Raw genomic sequence first — 19,308 nt, 5'->3', positions numbered from 1 at the left:
AATGACAAACACCAAACCAAAGATTCTGGTTTTCATTCCCGCGTATCGATGTGAAGCACAAATAACCCGCGTGTTGGATCAGTTCGATAGAGATACCCAGAGGCTGTTTGACACAGTCATGGTTTTGGACAACCGGTCGCCTGACGCCACTCTGCAAGTCGCCGCATCACATGGCGCCAAGAAGTTCACCGAATGTCATTTTCTGGCATGCCGAAATCAAGACAATTATGGACTTGGCGGCTCGCACAAGGTTGCTTTTCGCTATGGCGTGGAGCATGGATTTGATTATTTGGTTGTGTTACACGGCGACGATCAAGCCGACATTCGAGACCTTGGACTCATACTTTCCAATGGAATACCTTCAGACATCGATTGCCTGTTAGGATCCCGCTTCATGCAAGGCAGTCAATTAAAGGGCTATTCCAAGTTCAGAACTTTTGGAAATGTCGTATACAACTTTCTCTTCTCCTTGGTGGCTTGGCGGGGGATCAAGGACCTTGGATCCGGCCTCAACCTTTACAAACTATCGACATTCCGCGATTTCTACTACGAGAAATTCCCGGATGACTTGACATTCAATTATGTGATGCTATTGGGGAGTTATCACAGGCGCCAGAATGTGAAGTTCTTTCCAATCAGCTGGCGAGAAGAGGACCAACGCTCCAATGTCAAGCTCTTCCAACAGGCATTCAAAGTACTTGGACTTTTGGGAAGATACTTTATCGGTCGCGGGCGTTTTCTAACGCACGAGATGCGCGCACGGCCTCATGCCACCTATGCATCTGACGCCGTGCAGGTTAATACCCCCCCTCAAAGTACCGGCTCATGAGTCGCGGAATCCGAATATATCTTGCTGGCCTGCTCATTATTATTTTTGGCTGGCTCGCATACCATTTTGACGCCTTGAGATTAGCCACGTCGAGTTTCGGAATAATAACTCTTACCGTGGCTGCCGTGTTCTACACGCTTGGGCACGTGTTGCGCATGGCCAGGCTTACGCTACTCACACTGGACGAGCGGCAGGCCTCCTTCGATCTCGTTACCGCCCACGCCTTGACCGCGTTCCCAAGCAGCTTGATTCCGTTCAAGTTGGGCGAGATTCTACGGCTATCCGCATTTTTTCACGTCTACGACGGCAGGCAAAAGGCGCTGGCAGTATGGGTATCCGAGAGGTTCGGTGACGTTGTCGTTTTGACAGGTTTAATTCTTTGTCTTTATCTGTTCAACTTCGATGTGCCCTCTTCGGTGCGCGCGCTATTTTTCATCTTCGTGATTGCGAGCAGCCTGGGCCTTGCTATTTTTTTTGCCGTCACCAAAGTCTTTGTGTATCTCAATCGTCATCTAGTATTGTCAAGTCATACTCGCCGGGGACTCTGGATATTGAAAGTCAGCTATGCATTGAGAGCATTTGAAGCAACAATCCAACGCTCCATTGAAGGCCGTCTTTCTGCACTGCTCTTGATCTCTATGCTGATTTGGGGCTGTGAAATAGCTGCCGTGACTGTGGCCACACGCCAGATCATGACGGCATACCCCGACATTGCAGAAATCGTGACCTCTGGCCTGCTCGCAAGCATCGCCAGTTCAAACGAACAGGTAGAAACAGCGGCTCTCGTCTATCAGTCCGTATCGGTGATTGCTCTGTCTCTGCTGTTCGTCATCTTGCTCACTTTGACTTTTCATCGCATCCGCAGAACCAAATGAACAACTCTTCGCGACGAAATATCCTATTGGTATACGACGACCGGGAACTGGTCGGTACGGAGTTACAGGCGATTGTTGGAAACCGTCGCTTTGGGGACATTATTTTTCGCCGTCAGAGCCTTTTCGAACACTTCCGCAGCTGCATTCCCCAATGGGCGCGGGAGAATTTGATTCGGCTGCGCTCGAAAAGCGACCAAGAGGATCTTCTGGCACGGATCAGCATAAGTCCTGAAGACACGGCAATATGCATCGTCGCCGCGCGTGCCGGCTTTCCTCAACCCGAGCGTCTGTTTCAGCTCATCGAACGCCTGCCTTACGCCGAGGAAGCCTTCACGGATCGCCTGTATAAGCCTCTGATGGTGTTTCTGAGCAATGTCCACGCATTGGCTGAGCTATGGCCAGAATTTGAGGCGTCACCTCTGCATGAAGGCAGTCCTGCCTGGCAACAGGCGCAGCGACTGGAGTCGATTCGGCCGCTGGACTTGAGCCGTATTCAGGACTTTCTGACTTTCACGACGGGCTCAACCGCCACCAGGCATTTCAATGAAGTTCACATTGACGCTTACTATTACACCAAGCGCTCTCGTGACAAAAGGAAGATGCGCAGCGAGTACGCCTTCCACCATTTGGTCCCCGAGGCGATGCGGCCTTGGCTTATTCAACCGTTCGACTACAAGGACGAAGGCGATACCGCGTCCTACCGCATGCTTCGCTACTACTTGGCCGACGCAGCCTTGCAGTGGGTGCACGGCGCGTTCAGCATCGAGTCCTTTCCACCCTTTGTCAGCAAGCTGCTCTTCTTTCTGCAGGAACGTCCTCGCAAACAAGCATCCCTGGTCGACTGCGTCGGTTATGCACATAGCTTGTTCGTTAAGAAAGTAGAAGAACGTGCCGCGGCCTTTCTCGCACTGCCGGAGGGCGCCAGGATTAATAACCTGGTGTTGGCGGCCAATACCGAACTTGGTATGGAACAACAGCTGGCGCGATATCTGCGGTTGTATTCCAAAATGGAAAAGTCTTTCGCTCTGAACTACCTGGCGATCGGGCATGGAGATCCGTGTTTCTCCAATTTGTTGTACGACCCACAGCGCTATCTGTTAATGCTGATTGATCCAAAAGGCGCCGTCTCAGAGGACGAGCTATGGACTCATCCATTCTATGATTTTGCCAAGGTTTCGCACAGCGTGTTAGGGGATTACGATTTTATAAACAATGGCCTATACACGATTGGCTTCACGGCGAGCAACCATTTGACGCTTGACATACACTATAGCCATCCGCCGCAACTGAAGCAGATATTCACCAACCAATTGTCGGCGATGGGATACGATACGAGAACCGTGCGCCTCGCCGAGGCCTCGTTGTTTCTTTCTATGTTGCCGCTTCATATAGATCACCCGAACAAGATCGTAGCGTTTCTTCTTCGAGCGAAAAGTATTCTGGATGAAATTGAAAATGGATGAAAAGCACCTACATCAGGACGGAACGCTCGTTGTTGACGTTGACGGAACCATATGCGACATAAAACGCGAAGGCGAGAGTTATAGCGATGTCCGCCCGCGGCTTGATTTCATAGAGAAATTGCGCGAGTATCACAACAAGGGCTATCGCATATTGCTGTACACGTCCCGGAACATGAAGACATATAGCAACAATGTGGGCCTAATAAACCGCCACACCGCACCGGTCTTGTTGGAATGGCTCGAGAGATGGAACGTGCCGTACGACGAGATTTTATTCGGCAAGCCCTGGCCTCGAAAAAATGGCTTTTACATCGACGACAGAGCAATCCGACCAAACGAATTTCTCAGCCTTTCCGAAGAAGAGATCCACACCATGCTCGGCAAGGAACATTGAACAATGGCCACCAATATAGTCATAACCATGGCTGGCCGCGGCTCCCGTTTTTACACGGCAGGCTACACCGTTCCCAAATACGAGATCATTGCTCACGGCAGGAGCCTGTTCGACTGGTCATTGCTTTCGTTACGCAATTTCATTACTCCTGAGAGTCGGATTATTTTTGTAACCCTGGAATCCAACGCATCGGCTGACTATGTGCGCGCCCGCTGCGCAGCCTTGGACATACAGGATTTTCACATCATCGAACTCTCGGCAGTCACTGATGGACAAGCAACAACCGCAATGCAGGCAAGTGATATTTGGCGAAAAGACCAGCCTCTCCTGATCTACAACATAGATACATTTGTCGAGCCGAAGGCGCTACAGCCTACCGATATCCGCCCACAGTCCGATGGTTGGATACCTTGTTTTTCCGCACCCGGGGATCATTGGAGCTTTGTAGAATTGTCCGACCAGCAATGGGCGACACGCGTAACGGAGAAAACGCGAATCTCCGATCACGCATCGATTGGTTTGTATTGGTTTGCCAAGGCCGCGGACTATGAAAAGGCCTATAACGACTATTTCAGCAATGCCGACAATTTGGTAAAAGGGGAGAAATATGTTGCCCCTTTGTACAATCATCTCGTCGACAAGGGATTGAATATTTCTATTCAAGACGTGCCGGTTTCTACCGTGCACGTACTCGGAACACCCGATGAATTGAAGCAGTTTCTGGCTTGTGAATGTCCGAGGATAGAGTAATCTAGTACACATGATCGCCGATCATTTAGGGCGAGCGCATCGAGCGATCAGAGACAAGCGGGGAGACCATTGCCGCAGTGCCTTGGTTCCCCGCTATTGGCCTGCCGCCTTCAATCAGCCATTTTCAATCGATTGAGGATACGCGAGCACGCCTTTCCATCGCCATACGGGTTATGGGCTTGACTCATGCTGGCGTAGACGTCTGCATCCGTCAGCAGCAGCCGTATACCGCCGACAATGGCTTCCACATCCGTTCCCACGAGACGTACCGTGCCTGCTTGGACCGCCTCCGGCCGCTCCGTAGTATCGCGCATGACCAGTACAGGCTTGCCAAGCGATGGCGCTTCCTCCTGAATTCCTCCCGAGTCCGTCAAGATGATGTGGGACTGATTCATCAAATGAACAAAGGGTAGATAGTCGATGGGCTCCACAATGTGCACGTTCCGCTGTCGGCTCAGGATCCTCTGGACCGGCTCCCTGACGTTTGGATTCATATGGACTGGATAGACAAAGTCCACCTCGGGAAACTCGCTAGCCGACCGCTGGATCGCCGTGCAAATCCGCTCGAAACCGTCGCCAAAACTCTCTCGGCGATGACCTGTAATCAGGACAATTTTTCGGTCTGGCGACAAGTACTCATATCCGGCCGATGCCTGCTGCCGAACCTCGGCATCTGATTCCAGCTTGTCTTTTACCCAAAGAAGGGCGTCAATCACCGTATTTCCGGTGACTTCTACGTCTTCTTCGACGACGCCCTCGCGCAGAAGGTTGTCACGCGACAGCCCGGTCGGAGCGAAATGCAATTTCGCAAGCGCCCCGGTAATTTTTCGATTTCCCTCTTCCGGCCACGGCGAGTACAAATTTCCGGTTCGCAAACCGGCTTCAATGTGACCGACCGGAATTCGATGATAGTAGGCCGCAAGCGACGCAGCCAGCGTCGTAGCGGTATCTCCATGCACCAGGACATAGTCCGGCTTGAATTGGGAAAAAACCTCACGCAAGCCCAGCAGAATCGACGAAGTGACGTCGGTTATATCCTGATTGGGACGCATAATATTCAAGTCATAATTCGGCTTGATCTCAAACAACGAAAGCACCTGATCGAGCATATGGCGGTGCTGTCCGGTCACGCAAACTCTGCACTCAAAGCCTGAATCAGCTTGAAAAGCGTGCACGACGGGAGCCATCTTGATGGCCTCAGGACGCGTGCCGAACACAACTAGTATCTTCATTTGATGCTCAACTTTGTATTTTTTGGAAACTCAATTTTTTTTAGGAGATTCTAAAGCATCTTGACCATCTAAGTGCCGGCGGCCACCGCCGATTTCAAGCGCTTGCGCAAGCGAAGTACTCCTGCCCGACCAACCATGCTGAGCGGCCCATTCTCGACGCCGCGTCACCGATTCCGCATCACGAGCGTCGGGAAGCAATTTTTCGATTGCTTCTGCAAACCCCGACGCGTTTTCCGCACAGCACACACCCAACGCTTCGAGGCCAGCCAATTCCGGCAGTGGCGTGGCAACAATAGGGCAACCTGCGGCCAAATATTCGTAAAGCTTGACGGGATTGGTAGCGATGGTTAGTGGAGAGAGGATAAACGGAATCACGCAAACATCGAAGGTCGATAGCATCCCAGGGACATCGCTGTAGGGGATTTCGCCGATAAATTTCACATTCGAAGGAAGATTCGCTTTCTTTTCTTCAGCCCCAACCGAGGCCCCGACCAAAACAAAGGTCCATTTCGGATTTCCTTGGGCAACAGCGAGCAGCAGGTCAAAATCAAACCACTCGGAAATTGCTCCAACATAGCCGATAACGGGCATCGCGCTACATTGCGCTCGACTCACCGCCGCGAATCTGTCAAATTCGCAGCCGTTGCGGATAAGCATATATTCGCTAGCATCCCCTCCGTACTCTTGGAGTCTGTTCAGCAACGCTTGCGAACTGGCAACATTGCACGTCGCGCGTTGAACCAATGCTCGCTCCACCGCCGCCAATCGGTCTGACGCGGACCCTCCGAACCCCGCGTGCTGATCCAGACAGTCATATACAAGACTATGCCAGGAATGACAACTCACGACGGGATACCAGGCCGGGTGCTCCACAATTGCGGACGCCGTTTTGGCACCCATATCGTTGAACAAAGAATGCAGGGAATGCAGGAAACCCCGTGCCTCCTGCTCGGTGATATCGCTCTGATGCAAATCGGGCAGGCGGAATTTTCCAGAGGAGATTTGCACTACAAAAAGCCCCGACGCAGGACTCTTCAGGACGACGTAATCGCGCTTCCCCCCAGCCACGAGGGGCGTCGGGCAGACATAGATGACCCGATATCCTTGATTTGCCAGTCCCAGCGCGAGATGTTGGGGTCGCTGGAACCGGAAGTCCCAGTCTATGACCGAGAAGAAAAACACGTCTCCCGCCGCGGTGGGCAGCCCCCAGTCGGTTACGGTTTCACCGCCGGCGTCTGGCCGGTAGATCGCCTCGTAACGCGTCACGAGCTGCCCCATGTTGCCTTGCTGGCCGAAGAGCGCCGCAAAGGCATTGCGCACACGCCGCCAAGTCAACAAACGAAGCGTCAGTTTTGGATCGCTCAGTGCAAAGCTGGCCAAAGCCTTGAGTTTTCCGAGCACGATGTTTCCGCCCTAGTACGAATCCAACTTCAGCCGGCTCGCCACCTCAGCGGCGCGTGCAGACCAGGTTTGCGAAGCAGCGTAGGCGCGACTCTCAGCCGCCTCGGCCTCCAATAGAGAGGAGCTACGCACCAACGTCACAAACTCTTCTTTATCGACCGCAATCTTCACGAATGGGATCCGACCACACTCCTCTGTTGCAGTCGCGATAACCGGTTTGCCAGCCGCCAAGTACTCATAGAGTTTGACAGGCGAGACGGAGTTGGTGATCTGATTGACTACGAAGGGAATGATGCAAAGATCGAAATGCTGCAGGTACGGCACCAAATCCAATTGTTCCATCGCCGGGAAATGGCGTACGTTGGCCCGAGTGCAAAGTGAATTTAGGCTTTCATCGGCACCGTCGAGTACGGGGCCAATTACTACGAGGACATGGTCGGGCAGACTATCGGCGACATGCTCCAACAGTTCGAAGTCGATCCACGGCGCCAATGCTCCGTAATAACCGATTACCGGGCGCCGTTCAAAATCCTTGAGAGCTTCAGGCACCGCCTGCGGCACGGCCAAGGCAGCAATGAACTCTTCGCCAACAGCATTGGGCAGTATCAACGCTGCATCCCGGCGATCCGCCGGCAAGGTATCGTATAAACGCTGCGCCGAGACGGTTACGAGGTCCGCACGTTGCAGCATTTCATCGTGCATGGCCTTTACTTGCTCCGAAGGCAAATCGAGCAGGCACAAATCATCCATGTAGTCATACACAAGCCTGGAATATGGCAGGTATTCCACATGCCGAAGATTGTTTGGCCAGAGGCAATAATAAATTACGTTTCCAGGCTCCAGGATATGTGGCAGCAGCGGGAAAATATCCCATTCCTGCACTAAAAACAATCCAGGAGAAACCTCCTCTATGTCCTTGACCTTGTCTGTTGTGTGATTGAGCGTGCCATATATGACGAGAAATCCCATGTCGGCGAACGCCTTCGCCAAACTCTGCGGGCGCTGCCGCATATAGGAGTAATCAATGGTCGCGGGAAAAATCACCACACGCCGCTGTTCGAAATTTCCCAGCGTCCGCCTTACCTTTTCCATCAACTCCTTCGATGGATCCGATTCCGCTCCCTTGACACCGGCTCGAATCGCCAAGCGCGATGCTATATATCGTCCATAACGAACCCTCTCACGCCAAGTTCCGCGCAAGACGTTCCGACGAAAATTGAACCACCTGGTCTGCCATTTTGAACGAGCCAGCACAGCAGGTGGCTGTCCGCCGGAAATCTGATTTGATACTTCAGCGGAATGAACTTGCACAAGTAGGTGACGAAAGTTTTCCCACCGCAACTCAATTCGCTCCAGCGCCGCCACAGCTTCCGGAGTCCGGGGACCTTCAAACATGACTCTGAGGTCTTTATCCAGTTTTTCCCAATAGCTTAGGGCGATTTCCGAAAACGACCATGTGACGTCGTGTTTTTTTGTGTACAAGGCCTTGTTTCGCTCAAACAAGGCCTTGTATTTTTGGGTAGCTAATTTGCCGAAAGACACACTACCCTTGTGATAGACAAAGCAGTCTTCAATTACGGCCAAGACAAAACCCGCGCGCCTGGCTCGCACGCAATAGTCATCGTCTTCGAACATGCCCAGGCCAAAACCTTCGTCCAGATATCCGATCTTTTCTATAACTCGCCGGTGAACCGCAACGCAATAGAATCCAAGGCGCTCGGTTGCAAACCAAACTCCTTGGTGGCGTTGGATATATGCCGAAGTTATTTCTTCGTAGGTGTTTTCGTTGACCCCGTCGAGTTCGAGCCTCTGCTCGTTGCCGGCCGAGTTCGTTACCGGACCGATCAGTCCGACCTGCTTATTTTCAGTGAACAGCCGGGTCAAGCGAGGAAGCCATCCAGGAGGCACCAACGTGTCGTTATTGAGCAAAACGACCACCTCGCCCCGCGCCGTTTTCATGCCGTCGTTGTTCCCCCCGGCGTAACCCTTATTCGTTTCATTCAAGCGAAGATGGATGAATGGGTACTTGCGTTGAAATTCCAGCAAATACTCACGCGTGCCGTCAGCGGACGCGTTGTCAACAATGATCAACTCGTTACGTGTCAGGTCCGTGTTCGCGATGATCGATTCAAGGCAAGGAGCTGTTGTTTCGTTTAGATTGTTATAAGTCAGAACGACGATGGATGCGTCCATGGGTCTTCACAATAAATTGGAAAGTACTTGCCAGGGTCAAAACACTAGCTTCACGGCTTGGAAAAAGCGGCGGTCTTCAGCAGTGATTTTACCCGAGCGTCCCATGAGTTTTCCTTGGCAAGCTCAATACGCCGCCTGATTTTCTCTTCATCTTGCCGCTGTTCCATGGCCTTCTCTAGCTGCTCGATGAATTCACGGGCATTGTGAGCCAGATAGCAATCATCTGCATAAGCAGCCAGCTCGGGTAGATCGATGGAAACGACCGGCTTGCCCGCGCTCATATATTCATAGAACTTGACCGGGTTGGTGGCGAGAGTCAGGGGTACCAACTTGAATGGAATCGTGCAAACGTCGAAGTACGCCAGATATCCGGGAAGGTCGACATACGACTTCTCCCCGCACAGATGAACGTTCGGCAATCCTTGGAGGGGATTCAGGTCTGCTCCCGCGGTGGCCCCGATGAGCACGAAATTCCAATCTGGCTTTGCCCGGGCGCAATGTGCGATAAGTTCAGTGTCAAACCAATCCGATATTGCACCGTAATATCCCACAATGGGCTTATCACTGTAGGCTTCGAGCAATCCATTACGAACGGGTTGCGCAAAGTGTTTGAACTCGGTCCCGTTTTTAATCTGAACAGTACGCGGGTTAAGCAAATGGCATCGATCTTCCAGCAATGCCGAGGACGCTATGACCAGATCTGCGGCCTCGATGAGGGCTTGTTCAACCTTCAGCGCCTGTGCCGTATTCGTACTGAATCCCGCGTGGTCATCCATGCAATCAAAGACTATCTTTCCGCCGAATTTTTCTTTGAGCTGTTGGGCGACCGGCCACCATCCAGGAAACTGGAGCAGGTAGTGGATGGATTTGGGTTTGGTATCACGTATCAACTCGGACAAGCCTGCCACGACGTTGTCGAGATCGTCGCCAGCCAGGGTGTCGGTATAGATATTGATTGGATCCTTGGTATGCAACCATACCTGGGCTACGTCCTTGTCCAGCTCATTCAGGCTCAGCGTGGCCGCAGCTTCGGCAGGCGAGGCGAATTTTCTACCCAAGGGGGTCATCGACATTGCCAAATAGCACGCCGAATATCCATTGTCGCGCAGCCGCGTCACGAAATGCTGGGGCCGCTGCCAGCGGAAGTCCCAGGTGATGATTGGAAACACCAGCAAAAGACGGCCATTGTTCCGCTTCAAGGATTGAGTAATCGCGTCCACATTGGTGCGAGACTGCCGTCTGGCCTTGTAGCTACGGACGCTGCGTACGACGTCGCCAACCGGCGACGCCGCCAAATGGCGCCGGGCTGCCGCCTTGATAAGGCGCACACCCATGCGAACGCTCCCCCGTTGATTCACGCGGGTATAGTCCTCCATTTCCGCACGGGCCTTTTCGAGCGCAGCGTCTCGTTGGGCGAGCTGGATATCCAGCGATTTCCCCCACTCTGTCATGCGATTGACGTCGGATTGCAAGCGACGAATCTCATCGTCGCGAATTTTGATCTCTTCGTTCATTCCCCCGCCCCACTCACTCATACGACCGACCTCGGATTGCAAGCGACGGATCTCATCGTCGCGACTTCTAAACCCTTCTTTCACCTCCTCCCCCCATTCGCTCATCCGGCCGACCTCGGTCTGCAGGCGACGAATCTCGTCATCGCGACTTCTAACCCCTTCATTCACTTCCCCCCCCCATTGGGTTACACGGCTGATGTCGGATTGCAGACGACGAATCTCATCGTCACGATTTCTGATCTCGTCCTGTACCCCACCCTCCCACTCGTTCATACGGCCGACGTCGGATTGCAGGCGGCGAATCTCATCGTCGCGACTTTTGATTTCCTCATTCACCTCTCCGCCCCACTCGGTCATGCGACTGAGTTCGGATTGCAGGCGGCGGATCTCATCATCGCGAGTTTTGATTTCTTCAGTCGCCCGCACTCCCCAGAGCGAAGCGGTATGTGCGTCTGCCTTGGCAGACGCCAACTCCTGTTCTTGGTGTTTGAGCAGCCCCACAGCTCTCTTAAGAATCAGATCGTCCAAAGCGGAAGCCAACGATTCGAATCTGGAATCCAGAACTGCCTGCAGTTCCGGCGATGGCTGGTAGTCGGGCAACTTGATCGGTGTCCCCGACTTCGACGCAAGGACGAAGATTCTGTAGTGTGGCGGAGCAAAGTCATAGGGGGCCAGGTCCTCGTTGAAGCTCTTCGAAACATCCAGAACCTCCGGCTTGAGTGGCTGTACGTCCCAATAGCAAATCACTTTGGAGAGCAGGCGCTTCAACCAGGGCACGTGGCCATGGCCCACGGAGGTTGTTGGAAACCCGTTTCGGGCGAAGTGATCGTTGACCGATGCCGCCACAGGAAGGCCGTAGTGATAGTGTTCCGCCAGCCAGCTGTAAACACTGCCATGGATCCGCTCGTACTCCGAGTTGACCATGTCATCCGTCTCGCGGGCATAGCCACCCTCTTCCGGCGGAAAACCCACAAGCACGGCCTTGTCGGCCAATTCAGTCAGTCGATCCAAGAACGCTTCGCGGTGTTGCGCGGGAACGTGCTCCAACACATCCACGGCACATACATAATCAAACTTGCAATCATCCAGGCGCTGGGTGAACACGTCACCGCTGATCCGATGTGGGCCGTCCTTACCCGCAAGCAACGGATCGACATACGTGATGGTTGCTTCTCCAAGGAAAGAGCCAAGAAGACATTCGGGCCCGCTACCGACGTCCAGCACCGTAGCGCCCGGTTGTAGACCAGCATCCCGCAGGATACGCACACAACCTTGATAGCGGCTGTATTGATCAAAGACCATGGAATCGGTGGTGGGCGAGCCCGTGCTGCTTCGCGTTTCAACTTCCTGGCTACGCGCTTCTTCTTCCATTGAGTACACGGGAAATTCCCGCAAGCGCTTTACCCAGGCTTGAAGCTCTTCCGCCGAGCAGGTACGACGAACGATCACGCCGACGCCGCAGGGCCAGCCCAACGTCATATCGTCGCCGACGGCGATCAACTCGCCCAAGGGTGAAAAAATGTCGACAAAGTCCTGGTGCGAAAAGCGCCAATGATCGGCGGGATAATCATGCAACTCGAATCCCGGGGAGCGAGTCGTCAGCACGAGTATGCCCCCCTCCCGCAAGGTGGCAGCCATCTGGTACAGCGCGCCTTGCCAATCGTAGCAATGCTCCAGCATCTCTGTGGAGAGCACGACATCGAAGGCTTCCGTTCCGAATTGGCCGACAATGCGCGAAGCATCCAATACGAGGTCGACCCCGGGGCCTTCGAAAATATCGATACCCACGTACTCGCTCTGCGGATCAGCGAAGATCGTCCGCAAAGTTCCATTCACGTCGCGAGATCCCACCTCCAATACGCGCGCCCCTTTCTTGACGTGCGGCAAGGCTTCCTTTCCCCAATCCATGCACCAGGCATTACACATCGCTATACCTCTATAAATCTGCTATTCAAATGGAATTCTCGGCCGTTCTACCGGGCGCGACGGCACGTCATACAAGCGTCAAGTGGAAATTCGCACCGCCACCTACGGGAAAGATGAATAGCCATGGTTGATCTCGGGCACACACATGCGAAAGGCAAAAAGTGCCTTTTACTTCCGGTCAGTTTCTCACTGATGGTCAAGAGGAGTGCAACCAGGAGACACTGATAATTTGGTCGGAAGAAAAGCCTTTAGGGACCGCACATCACAGCAAGCACAATGACCAGGTTTCAGGCGAACGCATCCGCTTCCACGAACTTGGCTCCCAGCTCATCCTTTTTCGACAAGCGAGGCACCACATCGGCAGGCCAATCTATCGCCAATGTAGGATCGCTCCAGATCACGCAGCGTTCATGCTGCGGTGCATAGAAGTCCGTGGTCTTGTACAAGAAGTCCGCGGTCTCGGATAGCACCAGGAAGCCATGCGCAAAGCCCTCAGGGACCCACAACATCCGCTTGTTGTCCGCGCTCAGAACCTCACCTACCCACTTTCCGAACGTGGGAGAGCCCCTGCGCATATCTACCGCGACATCGAACACCGATCCCGTTACCACCCGCACCAGCTTACCTTGCGGTTGGACGATCTGATAGTGCAGGCCTCTGAGCACTCCTTGTGCGGAGCGAGAGTGATTGTCTTGAACGAAATTGACATCCCGCCCTACCGCAGTATTGAAACTTCGACTATTAAAACTCTCAAAGAAAAATCCTCTCTCATCGCCAAAAACGCGAGGCTCGATAAGCAGGACTTCAGGTATTTCGGTTTGAATGATATTCATACAAGCATCTCGTTCTTCAAGACATTCAAGCAGACAATGGCCGCAGCTTGACCGCACTTTCCAAAGATGCGGCCCCTCGCCGTGAGCTCCAAGCCATGACGCTAAAGCACGGCTTGGTTATCCGCGGATGAGCTGTTTGAGACTGCCTTTCACCGCGCGCGCCAAGGCGCGAGCGGCGGGCAGCACCCCGGGAGCGGCTGTCGGCGCGGTACTTTCGAGCATCCGTCCCTGCTCGTCCAGCGCACGCAACAGCTTTGCATTCTCCTCCTTGAGCGACGTTGCCCAATCTGACATCTCCATCAGTTCGGCATGCTCCTGCAGAAGCTTTGCGTTCTCCTCTTTGAGCGACGCTGCCCAATCCGACATTTCCATCAGTTGAGCGTGCTCGTGCAACAGCTTTGCGTTTTCCTCCTTGAGCGACGTTGCCCAATCTGATATTGCCATTAGTTCAGCGTGCTTCTTCGCGGCAATCCGGTTGGACAGGTCAGTAGACGACGACTGCAAGGCAGTCTCTTCCTGGCGTCGCGCCTGGCCCAAGGTTTCGTCCATTAGTGAAGCTCTACTGTTCACCCTGGCAGTCGCGGCCGCATCTCCCGATATCGCGCTCCGCATGTCCTGTTTAAGTCGCTTCCATGCAGCGATGGCAATATCCGTGTAAGTCCACGCTATGTTGTGCTTCTCAAAGAAATAAGCGAGGTTCTTGAAAAACAAACCCTGATATTTTTCAGCCCCCAACTTGCTGAAAGAGACACTACCCTTGTGATATACGAAAGAGCCTTCCGCGATCAGCAGTCGATAATCGGCCTTTCGCGCCCGCACGCAGAGGTCATCGTCTTCGAACATGCCGATGCCGAAGGCTTCGTCCAACATCCCGATCTTGTCAATGACATCCCGACGTATGGCCACGCAGAAAAATCCTAATTTCTCCGTTTCGGAATAGATGCCGCTTTGTAGAGCCAGATAGGAAACGGTAGCTGGTACGAAGGCGTCTTGAGTGACTTCTGGCAGCACGACTCGTTGCTCATTACCAGCTGAGTTGGTTACAGGGCCGACCATTCCAACACTGGGATCCTTATCCAACACTTCTACCAACGGCTCCAGCCAGCCTGGCCCCACAAGCGTATCGTTATTCAGCAAGACAAGGATGCGTCCATTGGAGAGCCGCATGCCGTCGTTGTTGCCGCCGGCGTATCCCTTGTTTACATCGTTCAAGCACATCCGAACATATGGATGCTTCGATTGAAACTGGCGCAGATATTCGGCCGTACCATCACTGGATGCGTTATCGACAACAATCAATTCGTGACGAGTCAGGTCGGTATGCTCGAGTATCGATTCCAGGCAAGGCGCCGTGGTCTCCTCGAGATTGTTGTACGCCAAAACAATGATGGAAGCGTGAATGTTAGTCTTGGATGGATGGCTACTCATAAATGCCCCTGCTATTGTTCGGCGAGTTGCGAACAGACAACCTGTAAAAATCCCGCCACGCGAGCAACGCCTGAAATTTCCTTCGTGCGCTGAACACAGCTGGCGGCCTGATTCTGACAATCATTCGCCACACATCGCCGAAACGGTGGTCGGAAAATTCATCATCGCGTGCACCTGTCTCTCTGATGACACCATGAAAACAATGGCATTTTCCACGCGGTCTGCCATTTTTATATCACCCAGCTCGGAACGGTATGCGACTGCGGGACTGAATGCGTAAGAGCCAGGATGTAGCAGCGGCAAATCGACAGTGAACGTTACCGTCGTAATGCTGCCTACCCCTCCGACATTCACAGTCGTCTTCTCGACATCACTATTCGTGCTGGCCAGCTCTATGCCTTTCTGAGTACGAAAAATATAGCCCGCAATGATCTTCTCACCCGCTTCCATGGACTCATTTCGGATACTAAACCGAAGAACGACTCGAGAACCATGGATGACTGTCTGCGCCGGGCGTATCTCTTCGTCGTAAAGACCTACACCGATAATCGAACAGATACCATCCCCGATACGCCGATCGATATTGGGAATTTCCCGTTCGATGCCCGCAGCTGGACTGGTAGGAGCAGGCTGATCTTCCACCTGAGCTGCAGGCGTTTGGGCCTCGCCCTGTTCATACCCGAAAAGCGCCGCCAAGTAACGGTCGACCACCTTCGATGCCGTGTCGAAAGCGACCATTTGACCGTTTTCCAACCAGATGCATTTCTCGCACAACGACCTCACCGCATTCGCGTCGTGAGATACGAAGAGAATCGTGGTTCCACGTTCCCGTAATTGCTCAAAGCGCAACATGCACCGATGGGTGAAATAGGCATCGCCAACCGCCAAGGCTTCATCGACGATCAGAATATCCGGATCGATATTGGCCTGGATGGCGAACGCCAATCGGACATACATCCCGCTGGAATAAGTCTTGACCGGCTGGTCAATGAAATCGCCGATTTCCGCGAAGGCAAGAATGCGATCCATCTTGGAAGCAATCTCTTGACGAGTCAGACCCAGGATTGCGCCATTGAGGAAGACATTCTCACGCCCCGTAAACTCGGGATTAAAGCCGGACCCCAACTCAAGCAGCGCAGCAACCCGTCCGACGGTAGACACTTCGCCCGCGCTCTGATTCAAGGTGCCGCAAATAAGCTGCAAAAGGGTCGATTTGCCAGAGCCGTTGCGGCCCACGATGCCGATCACCTCGCCTTTCTTTATCTCGAACGAGATATCCTTCAGCGCCCAGAATTCCTTAAAGAACTGCTTATGACCGCGCGCCAACATTTGCAAAAGACGATCGCGCGGACGTTCATAAACGTGATAGCACTTGCTGACATTGAATACCGATATCGAAGTCTCAGAGGACATCAGCAAACCCCTTCCTGGTCTTCTGGAACCACGCAAATGCCAGCCATGCAAACACTGCCGCCGCAGCAGCGTATAGCGCCAATCCCAACGGATCCGGCGGGTTACCGAAAAAGGCTACGGCGCGCATTTGCTCGACAATGAAAGTAAGCGGATTCAGGTACAGCAAGTGACGATATGGTTCAGGCAACTGTTGGGGCGGATAAAAAATGGGCGACATGAACATCACCACGGTCGTCATGATTCCGATGAACTGGGACACATCACGCAAGTACACACCCAGCGATGCCAGTATCCAACATAGCCCCAAGATAAAAAGGCAAAACGGCACCAGGATCACTGGCACATAAAGCGTGGTCAAGTGAGGCACGCCAAATAGGACCATATATGCCAGCAGCCATACCACCAAGCTTATCAACGTATGGAACAGAGCGGCACCTAGCGTAATCCAGGGCAGAATTTCCAGCGGAAACACCACCTTCTTGACGAAATTTGGATTACCAACAATCAATCCAGACGCCTTGTTAAAGCACTCGGCAAAAAGATTGAAGACGATCAGTCCCAAAAACAATACCAAGGCAAACTCGGTTCGAGAGTCACTGCCAGTATTCCATCGTGCTTTAAAGACGACACTAAACACGAAGGTGTAGATCGCAAGCATGATGATGGGATTGATGAACGACCACATCAATCCCATGACGGAGCCTTTATAGCGCCCAATCACTTCTCGCTTGATTGAAGCGACGATCAAACCTCCGTTACGCACCCCGCTCGATACAAGCGCAAGCGGATTGCTCGGAAACTGCCTCATTGTGGAAATACCTCCATTGGTGCCACAGCGCGACGCCCACCCATCGTACCAATTGGCCGCGACGGGTAGCGCAAGTGAACTCGGGATTCGGATGCCGAATAGGGACAACCCGGCATGACGCAGGCACGCATGCTATCGCTATATTTCTCTAGCAGGGTCATGCGCTATTTCTCAAGAATTTCCGCGGACACGCGGCCGCCACCATGACCCACCAACCAACGGCGCTTCTGATGCCGGCAGGTCAATTCACCCCAGCCGCATGCGCCTGTTCGTCGGCATGATACGAAGACCGCACCATCGCGCCCACCGCCGCATGCGAGAACCCCATCGCATAAGCCTCGCGCTCGAACATGGCGAAAGTATCCGGATGCACGTACCGCAGCACCGGCAGATGGTGTTCCGACGGCTGCAGATACTGCCCGATCGTCAGCATGTCCACGTTGTGCTCGCGCATATCCCGCATCACCTGCAGGATTTCCTCGTCGGTTTCGCCCAGGCCCAGCATCAGGCCGGACTTGGTGGGGACTTCAGGGTGCAGCTTCTTGAACTCGGCCAGCAGCTTGAGCGAGTGCATGTAGTCCGAGCCCGGGCGCGCCTGCTTGTACAGGCGCGGCACGGTTTCCAGGTTGTGGTTCATGACGTCCGGGGGACCGGCGTTCAGGATGGTCAGCGCGCGGTCCAGGCGGCCGCGGAAATCGGGCACCAGCACCTCGATGCGGGTGCTGGGCGACAGTTCGCGGATGTGCGTGATGCAATCCACGAAGTGGCCGGCGCCGCCGTCGCGCAGGTCGTCGCGGTCCACCGAGGTGATCACGACATAGGACAGCTTCATCGCGGCGATGGTGCGCGCCAGGTTCAGGGGTTCGTTGGTGTCCAGTGGATCCGGGCGGCCGTGGCCCACATCACAGAAGGGGCAGCGGCGGGTGCACTTGTCGCCCATGATCATGAACGTGGCCGTGCCCTTGCCGAAGCATTCACCGATGTTCGGGCAGGACGCTTCCTCGCACACCGTGTGCAGGTTGTGCTCGCGCAGGATGCGCTTGATGTCGTAGAAGCGCGAGCCGGGCGCGGCGGCCTTCACGCGGATCCATTCAGGCTTCTTCAGGCGCTCGGCCGGAACGATCTTGATCGGGATGCGCGCGGTCTTGGCCTGCGATTTCTGCTTTTGCGTCGGATCGTAGACCGCTTCCGCGGGCGCAGCGGCGGATTCGTTCGAGGGAACAGGAGACTCGGCGAGCGTGGACATGGAGCACCTTCATGACCGGCGCGAGCGCGCGCCGGGTCTGAGACAAAAACGGCATTTTACCCTCCGCCGCCCGGATCCGCCGCGCGGGGTCCCGTCCCCCGGGCGGCAAGCCTCCTTGGCCGCAGCCGGGCTGGGTTATCGTCACGCCTGACGAATCCGCCGGTTTTGCCCATGTCTTCCCTGCCCCCGCCCCGCCCCATCGCTCTGATCGCACCCCGACTGGACTGGGCGCCCGCGGCCCGCGCCATCCAGGCCTGCGCCGGATTGCTGCTGCCTGCGGGCTACTACCTGGCCGCCGGCCCCTGGCATGAGGCCCAGTCACAGCCCCTGCTGGGCGAGCTGCGCCCCGCCGCCGCCCTGGCCATCGGCCCGCTGGACGATCCTGCTTTGCGCGCTGCCCTGGCGGCGCTGGAGATCCCCGTCGTGGAGACCTGGAGCCTGTCCGCACAGCCGCTGGACGGCGCCGTGGTGGTCGACAACGCGGAAGCCGGCCGCATGGCGGCGCGGCACCTGGCCGCCAAGCGCCATGCGCGCGTCGCCTGCGTCAGCGCCGACAACCCGTGGGAACGCGCCCGGCGCGAAGGCTTCATCAGCAGCGCAGCCGCACTCGGATTGGAACTGGCAGCGGACATCGTGCAGCCTGAAGTGCAGCACATGAACGACGGCCGCATGGCCTTCCTGCGCTTGCTGACCACCAACACGATCTTCGATGCGGTGTTCTGCACGAGCGATCTGCTGGCCGCGGCCTCGGTCTCGGAAGCCCACAACCGCGACCTGCACGTGCCGCAGGACCTGGCGGTGTTGGGCTACTCGGACGACGGCAGCGCCGCGCAGTGGGCGCAGGGCTTGACCACCCTGGGCGCCGACGCCGCCCTCCTGGGTCGGCGCGCCGGCCAGTTGCTGCTGGACCGCCTGGATGGCGAATGCGGCACGGGCGAGCGGATTACGGTGGAAGTGGTTTTTGAGGAAAGACTGAGCACGTAGGATGCGTAAAGCGCGAGAG

General features: G+C 54.7%; 15 protein-coding genes. 6 read left to right on the top strand and 9 right to left on the bottom strand.

The window, feature by feature from the left end; translation table 11 throughout:
* Position 1 precedes the first annotated feature (1 nt).
* From DXK93_RS11720 to DXK93_RS11700, 5 genes are read left to right on the top strand one after another with little or no spacing between them, the layout of a single operon-like run.
* Positions 2 to 829 (top strand): glycosyltransferase family 2 protein, encoded by an 828-nt coding sequence (locus tag DXK93_RS11720; protein WP_119450143.1) that lies wholly within the window; start codon positions 2 to 4, stop codon positions 827 to 829.
* Positions 826 to 1,704 carry a lysylphosphatidylglycerol synthase domain-containing protein gene (locus DXK93_RS11715; protein WP_119450142.1) on the top strand — a complete coding sequence of 293 codons (879 nt, stop codon included), beginning with the start codon at positions 826 to 828 and terminating at the stop codon, positions 1,702 to 1,704. The genes DXK93_RS11720 and DXK93_RS11715 overlap by 4 nt, the downstream gene beginning before the upstream one ends.
* On the top strand, positions 1,701 to 3,167 hold the full coding sequence (locus DXK93_RS11710; RefSeq protein WP_119450141.1) for a hypothetical protein: 1,467 nt from the start codon (positions 1,701 to 1,703) through the stop codon (positions 3,165 to 3,167). The genes DXK93_RS11715 and DXK93_RS11710 overlap by 4 nt, the downstream gene beginning before the upstream one ends.
* Complete coding sequence (locus DXK93_RS11705) at positions 3,160 to 3,561, top strand: capsular biosynthesis protein (protein ID WP_233564544.1); 402 nt, start codon at positions 3,160 to 3,162, stop codon at positions 3,559 to 3,561. The genes DXK93_RS11710 and DXK93_RS11705 overlap by 8 nt, the downstream gene beginning before the upstream one ends.
* A gap of 3 nt (positions 3,562 to 3,564) precedes the next feature.
* Entirely contained in the window at positions 3,565 to 4,311 is a 747-nt protein-coding gene (locus DXK93_RS11700; protein WP_119450139.1) for a glycosyltransferase family 2 protein, read from the top strand.
* Between the two features lie 110 nt (positions 4,312 to 4,421).
* Here DXK93_RS11700 and wecB read toward each other — a convergent pair whose 3' ends face one another.
* The 9 genes from wecB to lipA all read right to left on the bottom strand — a co-directional run bounded on the left by wecB (position 4,422) and on the right by lipA (position 18,305).
* Positions 4,422 to 5,543 (bottom strand): non-hydrolyzing UDP-N-acetylglucosamine 2-epimerase, encoded by a 1,122-nt coding sequence (gene wecB, locus DXK93_RS11695; protein ID WP_119450138.1) that lies wholly within the window; start codon positions 5,541 to 5,543, stop codon positions 4,422 to 4,424.
* A gap of 30 nt (positions 5,544 to 5,573) precedes the next feature.
* Entirely contained in the window at positions 5,574 to 6,944 is a 1,371-nt protein-coding gene (locus DXK93_RS11690; RefSeq protein ID WP_119450137.1) for a glycosyltransferase, read from the bottom strand.
* A gap of 12 nt (positions 6,945 to 6,956) precedes the next feature.
* Positions 6,957 to 9,137, bottom strand: coding sequence for a glycosyltransferase (locus DXK93_RS11685; protein WP_119450136.1), 2,181 nt, complete (start codon positions 9,135 to 9,137; stop codon positions 6,957 to 6,959).
* 50 nt (positions 9,138 to 9,187) lie between these two features.
* Complete coding sequence (locus tag DXK93_RS11680) at positions 9,188 to 12,559, bottom strand: methyltransferase domain-containing protein (protein WP_225596926.1); 3,372 nt, start codon at positions 12,557 to 12,559, stop codon at positions 9,188 to 9,190.
* A gap of 305 nt (positions 12,560 to 12,864) precedes the next feature.
* On the bottom strand, positions 12,865 to 13,410 hold the full coding sequence (gene rfbC / locus DXK93_RS11675) for a dTDP-4-dehydrorhamnose 3,5-epimerase (RefSeq protein WP_119450134.1): 546 nt from the start codon (positions 13,408 to 13,410) through the stop codon (positions 12,865 to 12,867).
* 117 nt (positions 13,411 to 13,527) lie between these two features.
* Positions 13,528 to 14,838 (bottom strand): glycosyltransferase family 2 protein, encoded by a 1,311-nt coding sequence (locus DXK93_RS11670; RefSeq protein WP_119450133.1) that lies wholly within the window; start codon positions 14,836 to 14,838, stop codon positions 13,528 to 13,530.
* A gap of 120 nt (positions 14,839 to 14,958) precedes the next feature.
* On the bottom strand, positions 14,959 to 16,251 hold the full coding sequence (locus DXK93_RS31995; protein WP_158598555.1) for an ABC transporter ATP-binding protein: 1,293 nt from the start codon (positions 16,249 to 16,251) through the stop codon (positions 14,959 to 14,961).
* A complete protein-coding gene (locus tag DXK93_RS11660; protein ID WP_119450132.1) occupies positions 16,241 to 17,059 on the bottom strand; it encodes an ABC transporter permease in 819 nt (272 codons plus the stop codon). Before DXK93_RS11660 ends, DXK93_RS31995 begins: the two co-directional genes overlap by 11 nt.
* 241 nt (positions 17,060 to 17,300) lie before the next feature.
* Complete coding sequence (gene lipA, locus DXK93_RS11655; RefSeq protein ID WP_054457058.1) at positions 17,301 to 18,305, bottom strand: lipoyl synthase; 1,005 nt, start codon at positions 18,303 to 18,305, stop codon at positions 17,301 to 17,303.
* Between the two features lie 171 nt (positions 18,306 to 18,476).
* Here lipA and DXK93_RS11650 point away from each other — a divergent pair, with 171 nt between their 5' ends.
* On the top strand, positions 18,477 to 19,289 hold the full coding sequence (locus DXK93_RS11650; protein WP_054457060.1) for a substrate-binding domain-containing protein: 813 nt from the start codon (positions 18,477 to 18,479) through the stop codon (positions 19,287 to 19,289).
* The last annotated feature ends 19 nt before the right edge of the window (positions 19,290 to 19,308 follow it).

Source organism: Achromobacter sp. K91 (assembly GCF_003576205.1).
Classification (GTDB): domain Bacteria; phylum Pseudomonadota; class Gammaproteobacteria; order Burkholderiales; family Burkholderiaceae_B; genus Achromobacter; species Achromobacter aegrifaciens.
The sequence above is the reverse complement of the archived record's forward strand: the minus strand, read 5'-3'. Positions and strand labels throughout refer to the sequence as shown.

What these genes read in the sequence shown, in the direction of transcription:
- DXK93_RS11720 (WP_119450143.1), top strand. Translation starts at nt 2, where the DNA reads ATGACAAACACCAAACCAAAGATTCTGGTTTTCATTCCCGCGTATCGA.
- DXK93_RS11715 (WP_119450142.1), top strand. Translation starts at nt 826, where the DNA reads ATGAGTCGCGGAATCCGAATATATCTTGCTGGCCTGCTCATTATTATT.
- DXK93_RS11710 (WP_119450141.1), top strand. Translation starts at nt 1,701, where the DNA reads ATGAACAACTCTTCGCGACGAAATATCCTATTGGTATACGACGACCGG.
- DXK93_RS11705 (WP_233564544.1), top strand. Translation starts at nt 3,160, where the DNA reads ATGGATGAAAAGCACCTACATCAGGACGGAACGCTCGTTGTTGACGTT.
- DXK93_RS11700 (WP_119450139.1), top strand. Translation starts at nt 3,565, where the DNA reads ATGGCCACCAATATAGTCATAACCATGGCTGGCCGCGGCTCCCGTTTT.
- wecB (WP_119450138.1), bottom strand. Translation starts at nt 5,543, where the DNA reads ATGAAGATACTAGTTGTGTTCGGCACGCGTCCTGAGGCCATCAAGATG.
- DXK93_RS11685 (WP_119450136.1), bottom strand. Translation starts at nt 9,137, where the DNA reads ATGGACGCATCCATCGTCGTTCTGACTTATAACAATCTAAACGAAACA.
- DXK93_RS11680 (WP_225596926.1), bottom strand. Translation starts at nt 12,559, where the DNA reads ATGGATTGGGGAAAGGAAGCCTTGCCGCACGTCAAGAAAGGGGCGCGC.
- rfbC (WP_119450134.1), bottom strand. Translation starts at nt 13,410, where the DNA reads ATGAATATCATTCAAACCGAAATACCTGAAGTCCTGCTTATCGAGCCT.
- DXK93_RS11670 (WP_119450133.1), bottom strand. Translation starts at nt 14,838, where the DNA reads ATGAGTAGCCATCCATCCAAGACTAACATTCACGCTTCCATCATTGTT.
- DXK93_RS31995 (WP_158598555.1), bottom strand. Translation starts at nt 16,251, where the DNA reads ATGTCCTCTGAGACTTCGATATCGGTATTCAATGTCAGCAAGTGCTAT.
- DXK93_RS11660 (WP_119450132.1), bottom strand. Translation starts at nt 17,059, where the DNA reads ATGAGGCAGTTTCCGAGCAATCCGCTTGCGCTTGTATCGAGCGGGGTG.
- lipA (WP_054457058.1), bottom strand. Translation starts at nt 18,305, where the DNA reads ATGTCCACGCTCGCCGAGTCTCCTGTTCCCTCGAACGAATCCGCCGCT.
- DXK93_RS11650 (WP_054457060.1), top strand. Translation starts at nt 18,477, where the DNA reads ATGTCTTCCCTGCCCCCGCCCCGCCCCATCGCTCTGATCGCACCCCGA.